General features: G+C 62.4%; 12 protein-coding genes. 4 read left to right on the top strand and 8 right to left on the bottom strand.

Annotation, left to right across the window (positions count from 1 at the left end):
* Positions 1 to 156: 156 nt before the first annotated feature.
* The 3 genes from astE (at position 157) to ydiK (ending at position 4,214) form a co-directional block, all read left to right on the top strand.
* Positions 157 to 1,200: a succinylglutamate desuccinylase gene (gene astE / locus ACPWR9_RS09465; RefSeq protein ID WP_426297192.1), complete on the top strand. Its 1,044-nt coding sequence runs from the start codon at positions 157 to 159 to the stop codon at positions 1,198 to 1,200.
* Positions 1,201 to 1,287: 87 nt separating this feature from the next.
* Positions 1,288 to 2,859: a hypothetical protein gene (locus tag ACPWR9_RS09460; protein ID WP_426297193.1), complete on the top strand. Its 1,572-nt coding sequence runs from the start codon at positions 1,288 to 1,290 to the stop codon at positions 2,857 to 2,859.
* 182 nt (positions 2,860 to 3,041) lie between these two features.
* Complete coding sequence (gene ydiK / locus ACPWR9_RS09455; RefSeq protein WP_426332393.1) at positions 3,042 to 4,214, top strand: AI-2E family transporter YdiK; 1,173 nt, start codon at positions 3,042 to 3,044, stop codon at positions 4,212 to 4,214.
* A 454-nt stretch (positions 4,215 to 4,668) separates the two neighbouring features.
* Here the strand turns inward: ydiK and fahA are convergent, their stop codons facing one another.
* Both fahA and hmgA read right to left on the bottom strand, forming a co-directional pair.
* A complete protein-coding gene (fahA, locus tag ACPWR9_RS09450) occupies positions 4,669 to 5,946 on the bottom strand; it encodes a fumarylacetoacetase (protein ID WP_426297196.1) in 1,278 nt (425 codons plus the stop codon).
* Between the two features lie 100 nt (positions 5,947 to 6,046).
* Positions 6,047 to 7,384, bottom strand: coding sequence for a homogentisate 1,2-dioxygenase (hmgA, locus tag ACPWR9_RS09445; protein ID WP_426297197.1), 1,338 nt, complete (start codon positions 7,382 to 7,384; stop codon positions 6,047 to 6,049).
* Positions 7,385 to 7,497: 113 nt separating this feature from the next.
* Here hmgA and ACPWR9_RS09440 point away from each other — a divergent pair, with 113 nt between their 5' ends.
* Complete coding sequence (locus ACPWR9_RS09440) at positions 7,498 to 8,403, top strand: LysR family transcriptional regulator (RefSeq protein WP_426297198.1); 906 nt, start codon at positions 7,498 to 7,500, stop codon at positions 8,401 to 8,403.
* 24 nt (positions 8,404 to 8,427) lie between these two features.
* Here the strand turns inward: ACPWR9_RS09440 and ACPWR9_RS09435 are convergent, their stop codons facing one another.
* From ACPWR9_RS09435 to ACPWR9_RS09410, 6 genes are all read right to left on the bottom strand, one after another.
* Positions 8,428 to 11,808, bottom strand: coding sequence for an ATP-binding response regulator (locus ACPWR9_RS09435; protein WP_426297199.1), 3,381 nt, complete (start codon positions 11,806 to 11,808; stop codon positions 8,428 to 8,430).
* A 28-nt stretch (positions 11,809 to 11,836) separates the two neighbouring features.
* The gene (locus ACPWR9_RS09430; protein ID WP_426297200.1) at positions 11,837 to 12,511 is read right to left on the bottom strand and encodes a response regulator; all 675 of its coding nucleotides are present in this window, start codon (positions 12,509 to 12,511) and stop codon (positions 11,837 to 11,839) included.
* 199 nt (positions 12,512 to 12,710) lie between these two features.
* Positions 12,711 to 13,274: a hypothetical protein gene (locus ACPWR9_RS09425; protein WP_426297201.1), complete on the bottom strand. Its 564-nt coding sequence runs from the start codon at positions 13,272 to 13,274 to the stop codon at positions 12,711 to 12,713.
* 422 nt (positions 13,275 to 13,696) lie between these two features.
* Complete coding sequence (locus tag ACPWR9_RS09420; protein ID WP_426297202.1) at positions 13,697 to 14,521, bottom strand: sulfite exporter TauE/SafE family protein; 825 nt, start codon at positions 14,519 to 14,521, stop codon at positions 13,697 to 13,699.
* Between the two features lie 223 nt (positions 14,522 to 14,744).
* On the bottom strand, positions 14,745 to 15,527 hold the full coding sequence (locus ACPWR9_RS09415) for a tetratricopeptide repeat protein (protein ID WP_426297203.1): 783 nt from the start codon (positions 15,525 to 15,527) through the stop codon (positions 14,745 to 14,747).
* 3 nt (positions 15,528 to 15,530) lie between these two features.
* Entirely contained in the window at positions 15,531 to 17,777 is a 2,247-nt protein-coding gene (locus ACPWR9_RS09410; RefSeq protein ID WP_426297204.1) for a TonB-dependent receptor, read from the bottom strand.
* Positions 17,778 to 18,102 lie beyond the last annotated feature (325 nt).

Here is an 18,102-nt window from a genome sequence, read left to right as displayed (position 1 = left end):
ACACCCCGTGGGACTCTGCAATGTCACACAGCGGACACGCAAGCGACACGCATAAAATACGAAGCTGTTGTCGGCCTGGAATGGCCGATGGAAGTTGAATGACGCCGATCGCGCATTTTTCAGCCGCTTTCGGTGGTTTCTGAGGAGATTTTCAATATGACCGATGCCAACCGCTCCGCCCTGCGTCACTGGCTCAGCGATGTTCGCAACGCCAACGACAGCGAGGGTCCTTCGAACGACGCTGGCGACGGTATCGATGCTTGCGGCGTGCGCTGGAAACGTCACGCCGAAGGGGTGCTTGAGCTGATCCCCGCCGACACGAGCGCTGGGCGCTTCGATGCGGTGCTCTCGTGCGGGATTCACGGCGATGAGACGGCCCCCATCGAAATCGTCGATGGCATTTTGCGTGATATCGCCGACGGCAAACTCACGCTGCGCGAGCGTGTTCTCGTCATTCTCGGCAACCCCGACGCCGTGCGCGCCGGTAAGCGCTATCTCGAATACGATCTGAACCGGCTGTTTCAAGGGGCACACGCCAAACGTGCGGAATCGCCCGCCGTGCAACGTGCGCGTGAGTTGGAAGTGATCGTCGCGCAGTATTTCGATGTCGATATCGAAGGTAATCCAGCGCGTCGCTTGCGGCGGCACGTCGACATGCATACGGCGATTCGCCCCTCGCTGTTCCAGCGCTTTGCGGTAGTGCCGGGCACGGCGGAAAAAGCGCCGTCGGATGCGTGGATCGATACGCTGGCCGCAGCCGATATTGAGGCCGTGATGCTCACCGATCAACCGTCGGTGACGTTCTCCTATTTCACTTGCGCACGTTTCGGCGCTGAGAGTTGCACGCTGGAACTGGGTAAGGTCGAGCCGTTTGGGAAAAACCAGTTGGCGGATTTCGCAGGGATCGATGCCGCACTGCGCCGCTGGCTTTCGGGTGACGAGATGAGCGCGCGCGACGATGGCCAAGTCAAGCGCGCGCAACGCTTTCGGGTGGCCGCAGAGATCGTTCGCCGCACGAACGCCTTCGTTCTCGACGTGCCTGCCGATACGCCAAATTTCACGCCCTACCCGGCGGGAACCGTGCTGGCGCGCGACGGCGAGAACACCTACACGGTGTCGCATCCCGTGGAGCGCATCGTCTTCCCGAATCCGAACGTGGCGAATGGGTTGCGCGCGGGCGTGATGGTGGTACCTGCGTGACAGTGTCGGGCGGCGCAATGCCGCCGCTACGCACACACGCGAAGTAACGGTTTCAAACACCTGTCCGGCTGTCGTCGCGAGAAGCGGTTGCTTGTAGCATCGCCCGCTTCTCGTCTCTTACAGGGCCTGACGGCCGGTTCGGCCAAGGAGGTCGCGCTGGCCGTGTCGGCCGCCGATTTCATGCCCTACATACCGCCGTTTCCGACGCAACCGTTCCGCGCCACGAACACGCCGTCCACCGAATGTCGAATTACCATCCCAGCCGAATACCCCGCCGCCCCGCCGTTCGCCCATGATCTGCACGAAACGCTGAACGTCTCCCTCGCGCAATCTCACACCGTAATCAACATGTACGGCGCGTCGGCGCCCACGCTCGAACGGGCAAGATCCAGCAAGGCCGATCAGATTTTTCGATTCTTGTGGCACTACGTAGAGCAATTCTCGAGCGACACGACGCCCGCGCCCGCCACCGCGTCGCCACCACCGCCCTGGGAGGACGCTCTACGCAGCCATCTGCAACAAACCGCGTATGCCCTTGCAGAGCATGGTGTCGATCGAATGGACGTGGAACGCAATTTCAAGGCACTTCTGGCCGACGTACGTTCCGACAGTTGGTGGCTCTGCCTGACCCGAGGCATTGGTCGCGACGCCATTCCCTTCGCCGTGGGTTCGGTCGCCGCGTCGCTGCTCTCAACGTTCGTAGGCGCAGGCCCATGCGCCCCGCTTCTCGCGAAATTAGCGACGCACCTCGCGAGCGGCGCCATCATCATGTTCACTAACACCGCTGGTGCGGCCCTCTTCGACACGGTATTTCCGTCATTACGCGACAAGTTGCCACAAACGATGCCGGCACCCGGACTGGAACATCTGAACGCATCGATTCACTCCCCACTGCGCGAATTTGTAGTGTCCTGCCTCTCGTTTGCGGGCTGCTATGGTGCCGTACGCAATCCTCTTCGATTGTTCATAGAGAAGCGCTTACCCGCTCACGTCCTGGACGGACGATGGAAAGATATCGTGCATGCGTCCCTCGAAGTCCCGCTGACGTTCGTGGGCGCCCCGCTTCGCTACTGCCTTGACCACCTGCGAACGCCGGAAAGCCACGCGGCCATAGAGATTCTGTTGCAGGACAATCTCGCGGATCTGTTGTCGGAAGGCGCTGCCGCCGACGCGCAAGGCGGGTCGTGGTTCAGCGCGTTCTACGAGCGCTTCTCAAAGAATTTTTGTTCGATGCCGACAGCCATTCTGTGCACCCTGCTTGTTGGTGCCTTTGCTGGGATCGAGTGGCGCGATGCTGTCGTGGCCAACGCCCGTACCGTCGACTGGCAACGAACACTATTGAATCTTGTGGACTATTCCTGCCTCTACGCGGCCATTGGCGGACTACTTCAGATCGCACAGAGCGATTCGCGAGTCCGCGACATTCTGACGGCCTACCTGCGGCGCGGCACCGATCGGCTTCGACAAATGTTCGGCGTCGAGCAGGGCGAAGTCTCCGTCACCCAAGACTCGAGCAAATCCAACCGCACACGCATCGAATCGGGAGACTCTGGATATCAATGCTTCCAGTCCGAACTGCAAAACGCGGCGCGGCAGGACGGTCTTTCGTCAGTCTTCGTGGTCGAGTCGTCGCCGAGCGCCAGACAACGTTACCGATAGCGGGATAGGACGCATCACGGTGCGGCGGTCCTAGGCACGGTAGACTGGCGTCGATTCACAACGAAGCAACGCACTTGCCGTACCGTTGAGCGCGTGGCATCTTGCTTCCCAGACGTACGTTCTGCGTTTGACCGCCGTGCCCGATTCGCCGCACGGCCCGCTTTCCCCCATCCGGAGTGCTTATGCTATCCATGACGCCGAGCGAACTCGCCCGAAATCTGCTGATCATCCTGGTACTCAGCCTGCTGATGATCGGCACGTTGTGGGTACTGCTTCCCTTCTTGCCCGCCTTTATCTGGGCGGTGACCATCGTCGCATCCACCTGGCCGCTGCTCATCGGGCTGCAACGCCGACTCTGGCGGCGCCGCTGGCTGGCGACCACGGTGATGATCATCGGCATGTTGATCATCGTCGTCGCCCCGCTGACTGCCGCGGTGGGCACGCTCATCGGGCATGCCTCCGATATCAGCCAACAAGTGCAATCCATCGGCGAGCGCGGCCTGCCGATGCCACCGGACTGGCTGTCCCATATCCCGGTCATCGGTGAGCGCGCCAGCGAGGAATGGCAAGCGTTGGCCGCGGCCGGCCCCGGCGGGCTCGTTGCGAAGATCCAGCCCTATGCCGTGAAAGGGGCGACGTGGGCGTTCTCGAAACTTGGTTCGGTCGGTCTGCTGTTCGTTCACCTTGGCTTAACGCTCATCATCTCGGCCATCCTCTTCATGCAGGGGGAGCGCGCGGGGCGCGCATTGATCCGTATCGCCCGTCGGCTCGGCGGCGATCGTGGAGAAGAAGCCGTGAGGCTCGCCGGGATGTCGATTCGCGCCGTCGCGCTGGGTATTGTGGTCACGGCGGTGACGCAATCGTTGCTGGGTGGCATCGGTCTTTGGGTGACGGGCGTGCCGCTGCCGGGCTTCCTGACCGCGCTGATGTTCGTGCTCTGTATCGCGCAAATTGGCCCCTTCCCCGTGCTGCTGTCGAGCGTGGCGTGGCTCTACTGGCAAGACAGTCCGACGCTCGCGACGTTGCTGCTCGTGCTCTCGGTGATTATCGGCATGCTCGATAACGTCATGCGCCCAATGCTCATCAAACGAGGCGCCGACCTGCCGATGACGTTGATTCTCGCAGGCGTGCTGGGCGGTATGCTCAGCTTCGGTATCGTCGGGCTCTTTGTCGGCCCTGTGATACTCGCGGTGACCTATACGCTGCTGATGGCGTGGATCAACGAAGGGCTGAACCGACCAGCCACGGCCCCGAGCGGTGCGCCGCTGACAACACCGGCAAGCGCTTCGCCAGCCGCCAATCCTGCGGGCAAATCGGCCAGCGTGCCTGCCGCAGACACCGACAAGGGCGCTTGAGAAACTAGCAACGAGAAACGCAAAAGGTGCCGTCGACATGCGTCGAACGGCACCTTTTCCATTCTGCTAGTCCGCTTTGAGTAATGGTGCTCGAGTGGCTGGTTTTTCGGACGGCTTCACCTGTCGCAACGCGCGCCTACGTGGCTAAATGGCTCCCATCATCCTTTCTCGGGAAACGCCAAATGTCCCACGCCACGCCTGCCACGTCGGTCAATCCTGTTTCACAACCCTCGAAACAACGCGCTAAGCCAGCCGCTAAACCAGCGGCAAAACGCTCATTGCGTGTACCAAAGCGTGCACGGCTGGGCGATATGCCGCTGTTGCGGCGTGTCGGCAATGAACTTGCGTACACGCCGACGCGCTGCCGCGTGATGGCCAGCGCCATCCCGATGCGCCGCGACCCGTGGTGGGAGCGTCTGCCATCGGCCGAGGCGCTCGCCGCAGCCGCGCGTGCTCAGCGCGCTTTTGCCGGCAAGATCTTGCCCGAGACTTCGCCAAACCCGACGCGATAACCGTCGCCCTGGCACCAGCCCGCCATCACGACGGTATCGCCGTCTTCGATGAAGGTGCGCTTGGCGCCGCTGGCCAGCGTGAGCGGGTTCTTACCGTTCCACGTGAGCTCCAGCAGGCTGCCGAACGAATCGGGCGTCGGGCCGCTGATCGTGCCGGAGCCCATCAGATCGCCCACGCGCACGTTGCAACCGGACACCGTGTGATGCGCGAACTGCTGCGCCATGCTCCAGTACATATGACGGAAGTTGGTGCGGCAGATGGTTGTCGCTTGCGTATCGGCTTCGGCTTGCAGCAGCACTTCGAGTTCGATGTCGAAGGCGTGCTTGCCTTGCTGTTGCAGGTACGACACCGGTTGCGGGTCTTGCGCGGGGCCAGCGACACGGAACGGCTCGAGCGCTTCCATCGTCACGATCCACGGCGAAATCGACGTGCCAAACGTCTTCGCGTTGAACGGGCCCAGCGGCACGTATTCCCACTGTTGCAGATCGCGTGCCGACCAGTCGTTGAGCAGCACCATGCCGAAAATGGCGGCCTCGGCGGATTCGACGTCGAGCGTGTCGCCCAGCGCCGTGTCGCGGCCGACGATGAAGCCGGTTTCGAGTTCGAAGTCGAGCTTACGGCATGCATCGAAGATCGGGCGCGGTTGATCCGGCAACTTGATCTGGCCGTTAGGACGATGAAGGTCGGTGCCGCTCACGACCACCGAGCTTGCGCGGCCGTTGTAGCCGATCGGAATCTCGAGCCAGTTCGGCAGCAGCGCGTTGGCCGGATCGCGGAACATGCTGCCCACGTTGGTGGCATGTTCTTTCGACGAGTAGAAGTCGGTGTAGCCCGGCACTTGCACCGGCAGATGCAGCGTCGCGTCGGCGAGCGGCACCAGTGCCTGCGCACGCAGCGCGGCGTTATCGCGCAAGGCAGCGTCGCCGTCAGCCGACAGAAGCGCCGTGAGGCGCGCACGCGTGGCTTGCCACACCGGACGGCCAAGCGCCACGAAGGCGTTGATCGACGGCTGGGAGAACACAGCGGTGCCATTGCCCGGCGTCAACAGACCGGCGGCTTCGAGCGCAGCGAGATCGAGCACCTGATCACCAATGGCGACACCGACGCGCAAGGCAGGTTGTGCCTGCGTGTTGAACACGCCATACGGCAGGTTTTGCAACGGGAAGTCCGTCGTGCCGGTGTTGGCAGACGCGACCCAGCTTTGCTGGAGTTGAGACATGAGGAAATCCTTGTTCGGGGTAATGCGTCGGCCCACAGCCGCACAACGGTGCGCGGCGTGGGCCGTCTCGAGGTTGCGTGAAGTCGCGACGCGCGTCCGCTTACTTCTGGTTCGGGTTGAAATGCTTTTTCAGGCCTTGCCAGCAGGTGTAGTAGTTGTCCTGCAACTGCTTGGTCTGCAATGCAAAGCGCGTCGGGCGAATGACGGCCGGGGTCTCGAACATGAATGCCATCGTGGCATCGACCTTGTGCGGCTTGCTCGTGTCGGCCACCGACGCCTTCTCGAACGTGTCGGCATCCGGACCGTGGCCCGACATGCAGTTGTGCAGGCTCGCGCCGCCCGGCACGAAGCCTTCCGCCTTCGCGTCGTATACGCCGTGGATCAGGCCCATGAATTCGCTCGCGATATTGCGGTGGAACCAAGGCGGGCGGAACGAGTTTTCCATCGCCAGCCAGCGCGGCGGGAAAATCACGAAGTCGATGTCATCCACGCCCGGCGTGTTGCTTTGCGATTGCAACACCAGGAAGATCGACGGGTCCGGGTGGTCGTAGCTGATCGAGCCAATCGTATTGAAGCGGCGCAGATCGTATTTGTACGGGACATAGTTGCCGTGCCATGCCACCACGTCGAGCGGCGAGTGGCCGATATCGGCACGCCAGAGTTCGCCACCGAACTTGGCCACCAGTTCGAAGTCGCCTTCGACATCCTCGTAAGCCGCCACGGGCGTGAGGAAATCACGCGGATTGGCCAGACCGTTCGAGCCGATCGGACCGAGATCGGGCAAGCGCAGCAGCGCACCGTAGTTTTCGCACACGTAACCGCGCGCTGTACCGTCGAGCAGCGTCACGCGAAAACGTACGCCGCGCGGCACGACAGCAATCTCATACGGCTCGACGTCCATGACACCGAATTCCGTCGCCAGACGCAGACGGCCTTCCTGCGGCACGATCAGCAATTCGCCATCGGCGTTATAGAAGAAGCGGCCGTCCATCGACTGGTTGGCGGCGTACAGGTGAATGCCGCAGCCGCGTTGACCGTCGGGGCTGCCATTGCCGCCCATCGTGACCATACCGTCGACGAAGTCCGTCGGTGCCGTCGGCATCGGCAGCGGGTCCCAACGCATCTGATTGGGCGGTGCGGGCACTTCGTCGAACCGGCTCAACCAGCGCGACTGCTCGATTTGCGTGAACGGCTTGTGCATTGCCGCCGGGCGAATTCGATACACCCACGAGCGGCGGTTGTGGCCACGCGGGGCGGTGAATGCGGTACCGGAGAGCTGTTCTGCGTAAAGGCCGTAAGGGGCACGTTGGGGCGAATTCTGTCCAACGGGCAGCGCACCGGGCAACGCCTCGGTCGCGAATTCATTGAGAAAGCCGGACAGATAGCCCAACTCCCCCTGAATCTGGTTGGCTTTCGGGAGGGAATGGATGGAATCCATGGATTGCCTCGTCTCCTGTTATCGAATGCCGCCATTTTCCGACATGCAGGTATATTTTGCGATATAAATAGGCGAATCCACTATATTCATAACGCGAATACTAGCCACGCACCATGATTTCCTTACGCGATGTCGATCTGAACCTGTTGGTTGTGTTTCATGCGGTACTCACGCATCGGAGCATTTCTCAGGCGGCCCGTGAATTGGGCTTGTCGCAACCCGCCGTGAGCAACGGGCTGGCGCGCCTGCGTCAAACGTTCGATGACGAACTGTTCACCCGCACCGGCAACGGCATGCAACCCACGCCGTTTGCCGAGGCACTTGCCGAACCGGTGTCGGCAGCGCTCGCCGGTATCTCGCGGGCCATCAATCACCGTGAAGCCTTCGATCCGGCAACCAGCCAGCGCGAGTTCACGCTAGCCATGACCGATGTCGGCGAAGTGTATTTCATGCCGACGCTGATCGATCTGTGTACGCAGTTGGCACCTGGCGTGCGCCTGAGCACAGTACGCGCCGCCCTGCCCGATCTGAAGGAAGCGATGGCCGCCGGGCGCATCGATCTCGCGATCGGTGCATTCGACGACCTGACCGGCCCTTTTTACCAGCGGCGGCTGTTTCGTCAGCAGTATGTGAGTATGTTCCGCATCGGCCACGCGCTCGACCGTCCCGATGCGGGTTTAGCGGACTTCCAGGCAGCGCGCCACCTCTTCGTGACCACGGGTGACAATCCGTACGCGCGCGTGAATCAGCTTCTGGCGCAAGCCGGGTTCGGCGCCGACGCCAACTTCTGGGTGCCGCACTTCATTGCCGTGCCGTACGTCGTGAGCGTCAACGACCTCGTCGTCACCGTGCCCCAGAAATTTGCCGAGCGCGCCGCTGCCCCGTTCGGACTGCACTTCGTCAAACCGCCCGTGCGCTTGCCTGCGCTCCAGACGAACGTGTTCTGGCATCGCCGCTACCATCAAGACGCTGGCAATCAGTGGCTGCGGCAACTCGTATCGGAGCATTTCGTGGAATAGTGCGTGGCTCGCGACAGTCAACGCTCAAGCATCGTCGGCAATCGCATGGCCTTGGGCGCGCAGCCAGTCATTCCAGGCGGTTTCCAACACATCGAACGATGCGCCGATCTGCCCGGCGGAAGCTTGTGGCGCGAGGTGTTCGAGTTGCGCCGCGTGCGACGCCAGCGACGCGAGCCCAAACGACATGAAGCCACCCCGCAGTCGATGCGCCGAGTGCCGCAATGCGTCACGCGACAAGCTGGCCAGCGCCATACGGCAGTCCTCGATGTCCTGATCCGTGATGCGAACGAAGGTATCGATCATATCGCCGAGCGATACGCCGGCATCTTTTGAAAACCCGGTGGCGACCGATTCATCCGACGTCACCGATGAATCAACCACCGCAGGTAGCGGCTCGATCTCGCCGCATAGCGACGGATAACGGGCGCGGATGATCTCGATGACACGCAGCAGCGAACCTGCATCGACGGGCTTGTAGACGACGGCATCGAACGGCGACTTCGGCTCGCGGTCGATGCGAAGTGTCACGTCGGCCGTCGCCACAATGACCGGCACTTGGGGTGCGCGCGCCTTGATCTCGGAGGCCAACGCGTGCCCGGAGATATGCGGCATGTTCGCGTCGGTAATCACCAGCATGTGCGATTCACTGTCGAACGCGTCGAGCGCCTCGCGTGGGTCGTGATAGCAATCGACCATCGCCCCTAGCCCTTCCAACTGGCGCGAAAGCAGCATGCCGCTGATCGGATGATCGTCCGTGACCAGCACGTACCAGCCGGCGAGCGGACGTGCCCCCGGTTTCGCGCTGGTACTTCTTGGCAGATCGGCCGACGATGCCAGACCGGGTGCTGGCGAGATGCCGAGCGCGTCCCAGAGCGCGGCCTGATGCAGCAACGCAATATCGCGCGGCCACGCACTTGCCTTTGTCGTTGGATTGTCGTGCGGCGTCGGGCGCAAGAGGTACACGTCGGCGCCCGCCATGCCACGTACAGGCCACTCGTCGGCGAACATCAGCAACCCGGCATCCCGCGCACGTCCATCGCCTGTCGACCACGCCACCGCGTCGTCGTAGTGTGCCGGCGTGTAACCGGCGAATCGAATCAGCGATTCGAGGTACGCATGTCGACGCCCAAGGGCACTGACATAGGCAAAGGTGTGACCCGTCGCCGTCACGACGGGCGATTCGGTATTCGGCGCCCACGGCAAATGCAGCGTGAAGTGCATCGTCGTGCCACGGCCTTGCACACTGTCGACTTGCAGCGTTCCGCCCAGCATGGCAACGAACTGATGCGAGATGGCGAGCCCAAGCCCCGTGCCATGCTGCATGCCGGGTTCGTTAGTGCTCTTGCCGAACGGACGGAAGAGATCCGGCAGGTCGCCTGCGGCAATGCCCGCGCCGCTATCGCTGACCGAGAACACCACGTCGCACCCTTGGGCGTCGGCTCGCGCGACTTGTGCACTGAAAGCGACGAAACCTTGTGTCGTGAACTTGATCGCGTTACCCACCAGATTCGTGACCACTTGCCCGAGCCGGAGGGCATCGGTATGCACAGCGCGCGTCAATTGCGGATCGATCATCCAGTCGAGCGTGAGGCCCTGCAAGCGTGCCCGGCCAGTGAAGGACAGACCGACCGCCTCCAACTCCTTAAGCAGCGAGACGTCGCGCGAATTCAATTCGAAACGGCCCACCTGCATGCGCGAATAGTCGAGCAAGTCGTTGATCAGATCGAGTAGATTGCGCGTGGAACTCTCCATCACATCGACGTAATACCGATGCTCATCGCCAAGCTTCTGCGCGCTGAGCAATTCCAGCGACGCGAGCGTGCCGTACAACGGCGTGCGCATCTCGTGGCTGACCGTCGTGAGGAATACGTCCTTGGCCTTGTTCGCACTCTCCGCAGCGAGCCGCGCCTTGCGCTGCTCCAGCTCAAAACGGCGTTGTTCGGTCACGTCCGAGAGTGTGCCGATCAGTACCGATTGCTCACGAAATACCGTGTCGACAAAACTCACGGCATAGTGACGCTCGCCCGCATCGTCCGACACACTTAGCAACCGCCGCACCGGACGCGCCACCACGCCGCTGTGCAACTGCCGATACATGCGCGTCAGCTCCCCGTCGCCGAGCTGCCTCAGCAGATCGACGGTGCCGGCGTAAGCGGGGTTGCTCATCACGACAGCCGGCTCGAAGGGGTCGATGATCGCCATCCCAACGGGGGCGGTTTCAATCAGTGTTTGTGTGAATGCGTCGCGCTCGAGTAGCGCCGTGGTGCGTTTGCGCGCCGGGTCGATGACGCGCTTGCGGATGTAGCGCATGGCGGCGCACACACCGCCTGTGTAGAGCAGCAGTAGCAGCGTTGCGACAACCAGCAGCGTGGCGTTGCCCAGCAGCAACTCTGCGGGCGACACGGCATAGCGCACAAACCACGGATTGAAAGGAAGATGGCGTTCGAAAACGATGCGCTGACCGTCAGTGCGCAGCGTCATTTGCGAGCCGCCGAACAATGGCATCGTCGCGAGTGTTTTCATGTGACGAGGCGTCGGCAACGGCGTGCCGACACTCGCGACGATGATGCCTTCGACGGAGACGAGTTGAAGCGTCTCGCGCGTCTGATCGAGATGGCGCATGCGCGGCGGCACAATCAGTTCCGGCGACATGCTGGTGCCCACGTACAGAATCACGTGCCCGTCCAGATCGCGGATCGGCACGAAGCTCGATACCGTCTTCACGTGGGTCACGGGGTGTTCGTAGTTATAGGTCCAGAACGGACCATCCTCCTGCCCGAGCGCCCTCGCCTGATACCGCTCCACCTTGTTCATTTCGGCGAGCATCGTGCGGGTGTCGCGCTCCAGATCGGCGGCACTGAACGATTCACGCCCGAGCGAGGGCCGATAGGCGGCGAAGGCCCCGTCGGGCGAGATCAGGAAGGTTTCGTCTTGCGAGTCGAACGGACTCCAGAAGTCGGCGTCCAGCACCATCAGGCGCGCGGTCAGGCGGGTCAGCACCTGCGCACGCTCCGGCGTAATTTCAGCCAGTTTGACGATTTCGAAGTCGCCATCCCACGCCACGCCGCCGATGCGCACAGCCGTGCCCGGCTTCAAGGCGTTCAAGGGATGCAACACGCGCTCGCCGAGCAAGCGCGTGGTACCGCCGGGAGGTGCAGCACTGGCCTGCACGGTGCGCGACATCGAGCGCGCCTGCTCGTTGAAGACTTCGAGATCGCGAATTTCGCGCGAGACCGCTGCGAAGAACGACTCGGTCTTCTGACCGCCCTGCCACAGCGCGCCGAACATGGCATAGGAAATCGCCGCCGCCCACACCGATAACCCGAAGAGCAACGCGAGCACGCCCCCGATGCGCAGCAGGCGCCCCGCAACGGCAATGTCGCGAGTCATCGTTTGGGCGGGCATGGTCGCGAACGCTCGACGTCGCACGCCGTTAGACCGCAGTTGGCGTATCGGCTTCGCCTTCGCGCGTGAGTTGCAGCGGGCTCGATGCATGCAACTGGAACAATTCCATGTCGTTGCGACATCCCAGCTTGCACATGGCCATCCGCTTCTGGTTGTTAATCGTCTTGGCCGAACGCTTGAGGGCCTCGGCGATTTCGGAAACGTTATTGCCACTCAGATACATACGCAGCACTTCCATTTCCTTCGGAGAGAGCGGTCGACGCGTGGTCGGCTTGCGGCGCGACTGTTCTTCGAGAATCTGCTCCGCGCGCCCGCCGAGATAGCGCATGCCACGGCGGCAGCGTTCTACACACACGGTGATCTCGCGAAGATCGTCCGACTTCGTCATCACCCCGAGTACGCCGCAATCGTTCAGTGCGTGAATGATGGCCGGCTGTTCGATCGACGTGAAGACGATGACCTTGATATCGGGATATTTGCGGCGAACGCGCTTGATCATGCCTAGGCCATCGCCGAACACGCCACCGGGCATGCAGTAGTCGGTGATCAGCACGTCGACGGAATTCGTCTCGAGGGCCTCGAACAGTTGCGTCGAATTGGCGACTGGCGGGAGCACGTGAAAGCCGGGGTCCGGGGCGAGCATCTCGCGCAGCGTCGAAGAGACGATCGGGTGATCGTCGGCAATCAAAATTTTAACCATCATGAGCGCAATCCTTTTAAAAGAAGTCAGCCGTGGGCGCGCGCGATCGAACGCCGCGTGTCAACGCGTCATGGCTTCCCAAAAGAGGAATGTGTGACGAAGCGGCACACAAACAGATCACAGAAGCGTCACCGCGATACTGTTGACGGGGGTGAAGCGTGCCGTCAGACGCCGTGGCACCTATCCGACGGTTATCCGGCCGCTATCCAGCCGTGATTGCCGCGGGCGCCGACGCCGGAGATGCGCCATCGACGGTCGTCCACGACGAACATGTCTTGTGACCCGTTAGTCGCATCTCGCCCTCGCCGATGACAGGCTTGACGCAGTACCGGATGCGCACGCCCCGCAAACCGGCGGAAGGCATCATGTCTCGCGCTCGTCCGACCACGCGAATGCGTGTCGGCCCGGCCGCGGCTTCCCACAGATGCACACTCTCGGTCTCGGGCCAGTCCGCCATCCAGCGGTAAGTCCCTCTGACAACGCGCCCGACTTGCGGCGTGCCGCTCATACCGACCGCCGCGGCGACCGGCCGCATACGGGCCGTGACCTCGCGCGGTGCCGTCTCAGCGCGAGATAGCGTGGCCCCATCGAGCGCATCCGTGTCCGCATAGGTCTGCGTGACACCCGGCGATTGATACTCGCTACAGCCCGTGAGCGCCGCCACCAAAAGCGTGCCGGTCACCCACGTCAGCCTGCGCCGAATCGGCCCACTGAAAACGCGACGATCTGTCGAAAAAACCAGATCGCCGCGTTGCGTCGTCGTCATCGATTCAATCCCCCGTCGTGCCGTCATCAGGTTGCTCACCTTTTGCACCGTCCGACGACCGGGAGAAATATAGGATAAGTCCACATTGTTCGGACGTATTAGCATTAGTTATAGGAAACATCCCAAGGCCAAATAGGCGGACAACCCCGCGACGTCCAAATAAAGCCCGCACAGTACGTCAGACCTGATGCGGCGATGACGCACCCCACGTTGCGCCAATGCTTACCGGACGCTGTGATTGACACACGTGCGCCACAAAGATTCACTTTGCCGCACTAGACGAGACAGAATCGCCATTGGCGTACGCTGATGAAGCGTCGCTTTGCGGCCACAGGAAAGTCACTCGAAAAGCGTTGCGATTTTCGAGAGATCCATAAGCAATGGGATGTCGGACCGCTGGCCCGCGACATCTGCCTAGCGATTCAACCGCCGAACGCCTTGAAGAACATGCCGGCGGCGACGAGCGCCATGAGCACGGAGAACAGTTGTTGCAACCGTGCGGCGGCGAGGCGCGGCGCGAGCATGCGGCCGATCACCATGCCGGCGACGGCGCCGGCGACGAATAGCCATCCTTGCGTACCCGGATGCATGCCGTGCCACCAAGCGTTCGCGACGGTCCCCGCGGAAATCAGGGCGATGACGAACAGCGATGTGGCGACGATCCCGTGCACCGTGATATCGGAAAAACGGCGCAATGCGGGCACGATGACGAAGCCGCCACCGACGCCGAGCAAACCCGAGGCGAAGCCCGAGACGGCCCCGATGGCACCGAGTGTGCTGGCCACGCGCCGCGTCCAGTGCAGGCGTCCGGTGGCCGGATCGAGGCGGCACGGCGGCTGAACGACAAGGCTGCCCGCTACGCCACCTTGCCCTCGCGACGCCCGGTACATCCGAGTTGCGACGATCAGCATGGCAAACGCGAACAGGCCGACGAGCCAGTGTTCAGGAAGCCGGTGAGCTACCCACGTACCCAGCGGCGCTACGCAGATACCGATACCGGCCATGAGGAGTGCCGCACGGTATCTGACCAGACCTGCACGAAGCCCTTGTGCGCTGCCGACTGCGGCGCTGGCCCCAACGGCGAGGAGCGCGACGGGCCCGGCTTGCGGTACACCCCAGCCGAGACCGAAGACCAGCGCCGGAACCGCGAAAATGCCGCCACCGGCGCCGGTCAGTCCGAGAACGAGTCCCACGGCGGCGCCCAGAACGGCAGCCGTTGGCGACGAACTTAGTGTGGCGAGCAGCATTGGGGTAGGTTTTCCGGCGTCACGCGACTTGGATGAAATCCAAATCACTATTGGTCATATGCTTATGACCAATGATTATATAGAAGTGACGACGGTGCGCAAAGTGTGGCGACGCGAAACGGTCAAGGGTTCTCGCAGGAAGGACCGATATCGGTGGAAGGACCTATCGGGGCCCTCACCGAGACGAGTTGCACACTGTCTGAGCCGCGGGAAGGGTCCCCGGTCAGTCCTGGAGGGCGGCGGAGGGGGCGGTGTGAGCCGATTGCGACATTGCAACCCACTGGGCGGCGAGTGCACGAATGCGCATATCAGGGGCATTGGCGAGAAATTCCGCTGCCTTGGCAAGAAACGCGGGGGTGGCCGCGTTCGGCACGCGCACGAGCCACGTTAGCGCCTGATCGCAGGCGCCCTGCCCGATCAGCAAACGAGCGACGTTGAACTGTCCGCGAAAATCGCCGCCTTCGGCCGCTTTGCGATACCAATCGAAAGCGCATGCAACATCGCGCTGCACTTCCCATCCGTCCTCGTAAAAACCGCCGAGCAGATTCTGCGATTTCGCGTGCCCGAGCGTGGCGGCCTTCACCAGCCACGCAAGCGCAGCAGGCCGGTCTTGCGGCGCGCCACGCCCAAGTGTGAGCAGCGTGGCGAGGTTATACATGCCCCACGGCTCATCGCGGCGCGCTGACTGGCGATACCAATAGAGCGCGACTTCATCGCTCGCAGGCACGCCCCAACCGTTCTCGTAGCAACGCCCGGCCATGTTCGCCGCCATACCGTGGCCCGCGTGTGCCGCGCGCTTGAACAGATCGAGCGCGGCCTCGGCATCGCGTGCCACGCCGCGCCCATCGAGCAGCCATTGCGCGTAGACCACTTGCGCTTCGACATGCCCCGCCTGCGAAGCCGCGGCCAGCCACGCGGCCGCCGTTTCCGGCGGCCCCGCCAGGATGTCGCGAACCTGCGCAGGCGTGAGCGACGCAATCTGCGCCGGATCAATTCGCATCGCCAACCATCAATAACGTGCGGTGAGCGAGACAATCGCGCTGCGGCCCGGCGCCATCGACGCATAGTGCGCCGGATAGGCCTGATCGAAGTAGCGGCGATTGAACAGGTTCTGCACGTTGAGCTGTGCCGACAGATGCTTATTCACACGCCACGACGCCATGGCATCGAAACGCCAGTACGACGGAATCTCGCGCAGATTCGCCGGATCGCCAAACACGCTCGACGTGTAGAACGCGCCACCTCCCACCGTCACGGACGGGATGATGTCGTAGGTCGTCCACAGGCTGAAGCTGTTACGCGGCGTGTTCGGGAACTGGTTGCCGTTGTTCGACGCCGCCGTGCCCGTGCCGTTGTCCGTCAACTCGCTCTTCATGTACGTGTAGCCGCCGAAGACCTGCCACTTGTCGGTCAGCTTGCCCGCGAAGCCCAATTCCAGGCCCTTCACGTTCTTGCCGCCGACCATGGCGTAGGTGTTGTCGGCCATCGTCACGCGCGCATTGCTCGTTTCGATGTAGAACAGCGCGGCCGTGAGCAAGAGGCGCTCGCCCAGCACATTCCACTTCGTACCGATTTCATACGAACGGTTCTTCTCGGGTGCGAGATCCGCCGCGTTAGGGCCGACACCGCCACGGCCCGGGGTGAGGCCTTGCGTCTCGCTGCCTTCGCCCAGCAACGCGCCAGCAGGCGTCGACGACGTCGCATACGACGCATAGATGCTGCCGTACGGCAGCGGCTTGTACACCACGCCTGCCTGCCAGTTAAACAGCGTGTCGTCACGCGAGACCGACTTGCCGCCGTTGGCGCGCGTATCGGTGAAGTCCGTCGAATAGCGGTCCACGCGCGCGCCGAGGTTGATCTGCCATTCCTTGGACAGATCGATCGTGTCAAAACCGTAAATCGCCGCCGTCAGCGTGCGCTGGAATGCCGGATCGTCGTTCAGACGAATACTGCCGGTCCACGGATCGTACGGGTTCGGGTTATAGAGGCTCGTGCAGTTGTAGCCTGACGCCGCGCCCACGCCACGCAGGCACGAGTTGCCCGTGCCCGAGCCGCTGCCTGCGGCCACCGTATAAGCGTCCTTACGGCTCGACTCACGCGAGAACTCGGCCCCCACGTTGAAGCTGTGCTTGAACTGCCCCGTATGGCCTTCGCCGAACAACTCGGTTTGGTTGGCAATGCTCCACACGTTGCTGTCACGCGTATTCGCGCGACGCCAAACCTTGCCGTTAGCCACGTTGCCCTGACTGTCGTCCGGCTGCGTCCAGATGTAGCTTTGCGACGACTTCGTGTAGCGCGTCATGTTGCGCAGCGTGAGCGTCGGCGTGATGTCGTGCTCGATCTTGATCGTGCCGATGTCCGACGACGTGCGGCGGAAGTCGCGATCGTCGAGCCCGTAGAAGTTGCTCGGATCGACCGAAGCCGGCCCCGTGCGGCGTCCCGGTGCGTAGTTGTACGGAATGCCCGAGTCCGGCAGGCCGTCCGATTGCATGTGATAGAAGCTCGCCACCACACGCGTCGGCGTGCCCAACCCGAACGCCACGGACGGCGCGATACCCCAGCGCGAGTCGTAAATCGCGTCGCGCCCGGCCACACCCGCGTCGTGGCCCATCAGGTTCATACGGAACGCGGCGTGATCGCCGATCTGCCAGTTGCCGTCCGCCGTCAGGCGCTTGTACTTGGCATTGCCCAGGCCCACCGTGCCCTCGGCAAACGTGCCGAGCTTGGCTTCCTTGCTGACGATGTTGACGCTGCCACCCGCACCGCCACGCCCGCCGTAGGCGCCGCTTGCGCCCTTCACGACTTCCACCGCTTCGGTGTTGAACATTTCGTGCGTGGTGGCGCCCACGTCGCGCATGCCGTCGACGAACAAGCTGCCTTGCGTGTCGTAACCGCGCAGGAACGGACGATCGCCGAGCGGGTTACCGCCCTCGCCTGCGCCGAACGTGATGCCAGGCACCGTGCGCAGCGCTTCCGTGAGGGTGCTCGAACCGGTGCTTTGCAACAGCGGTTCGGGGATGACCGTGACCGAGCGCGGCGTGTCGACGATGGGGGCAGTGAATTTTTGCGACGACGAGTAATCGGCCTTGAAGTTGTCACGATTGCCCGTGACATTGGCGCTCGGGAGTTGCACGTCGGTCGACGCGCGCTTGGCGTCAGCGTCGGCGTCTGCGGCCATCGCGCCTTGCGCACTCAAAATACCCACCAATGCTGCGCTCAACTGCGAGCGACGCAGCGTCATCGGTCCCACTTGCATCTTGGATTCCCCCCTGGAGATCGCTGGTTTGTCTGCGATCCGTCTCCAGTCTTACGCTGTCGTTGTTCTGTACTTGCCCGGTGTTTCAAGGCGCGTGACATTGCATCACCCCGCCACATCCACTGCCCATCGTTAGCTACAGCCATCGAATCAGTGCAATACCGACCTCGGATCGTATTTCGTAAATGCGAATTATTACTATTTCTAACACCAGTTGCAAATGATTTGTAATATTTCACGCAGCAAAACGGACGACTGTGGCGTCGACGACGAAAGCGCGAGATGGGGGTAGACCGGAGGGAGAACAGCCGCTATGGGCCGCAGA

It is taken from the genome of Pandoraea pneumonica, assembly GCF_049918595.1.
Classification (GTDB): Bacteria; Pseudomonadota; Gammaproteobacteria; order Burkholderiales; family Burkholderiaceae; genus Pandoraea; species Pandoraea pneumonica_A.
This window is presented reverse-complemented; position numbering and strand designations above follow the sequence as displayed.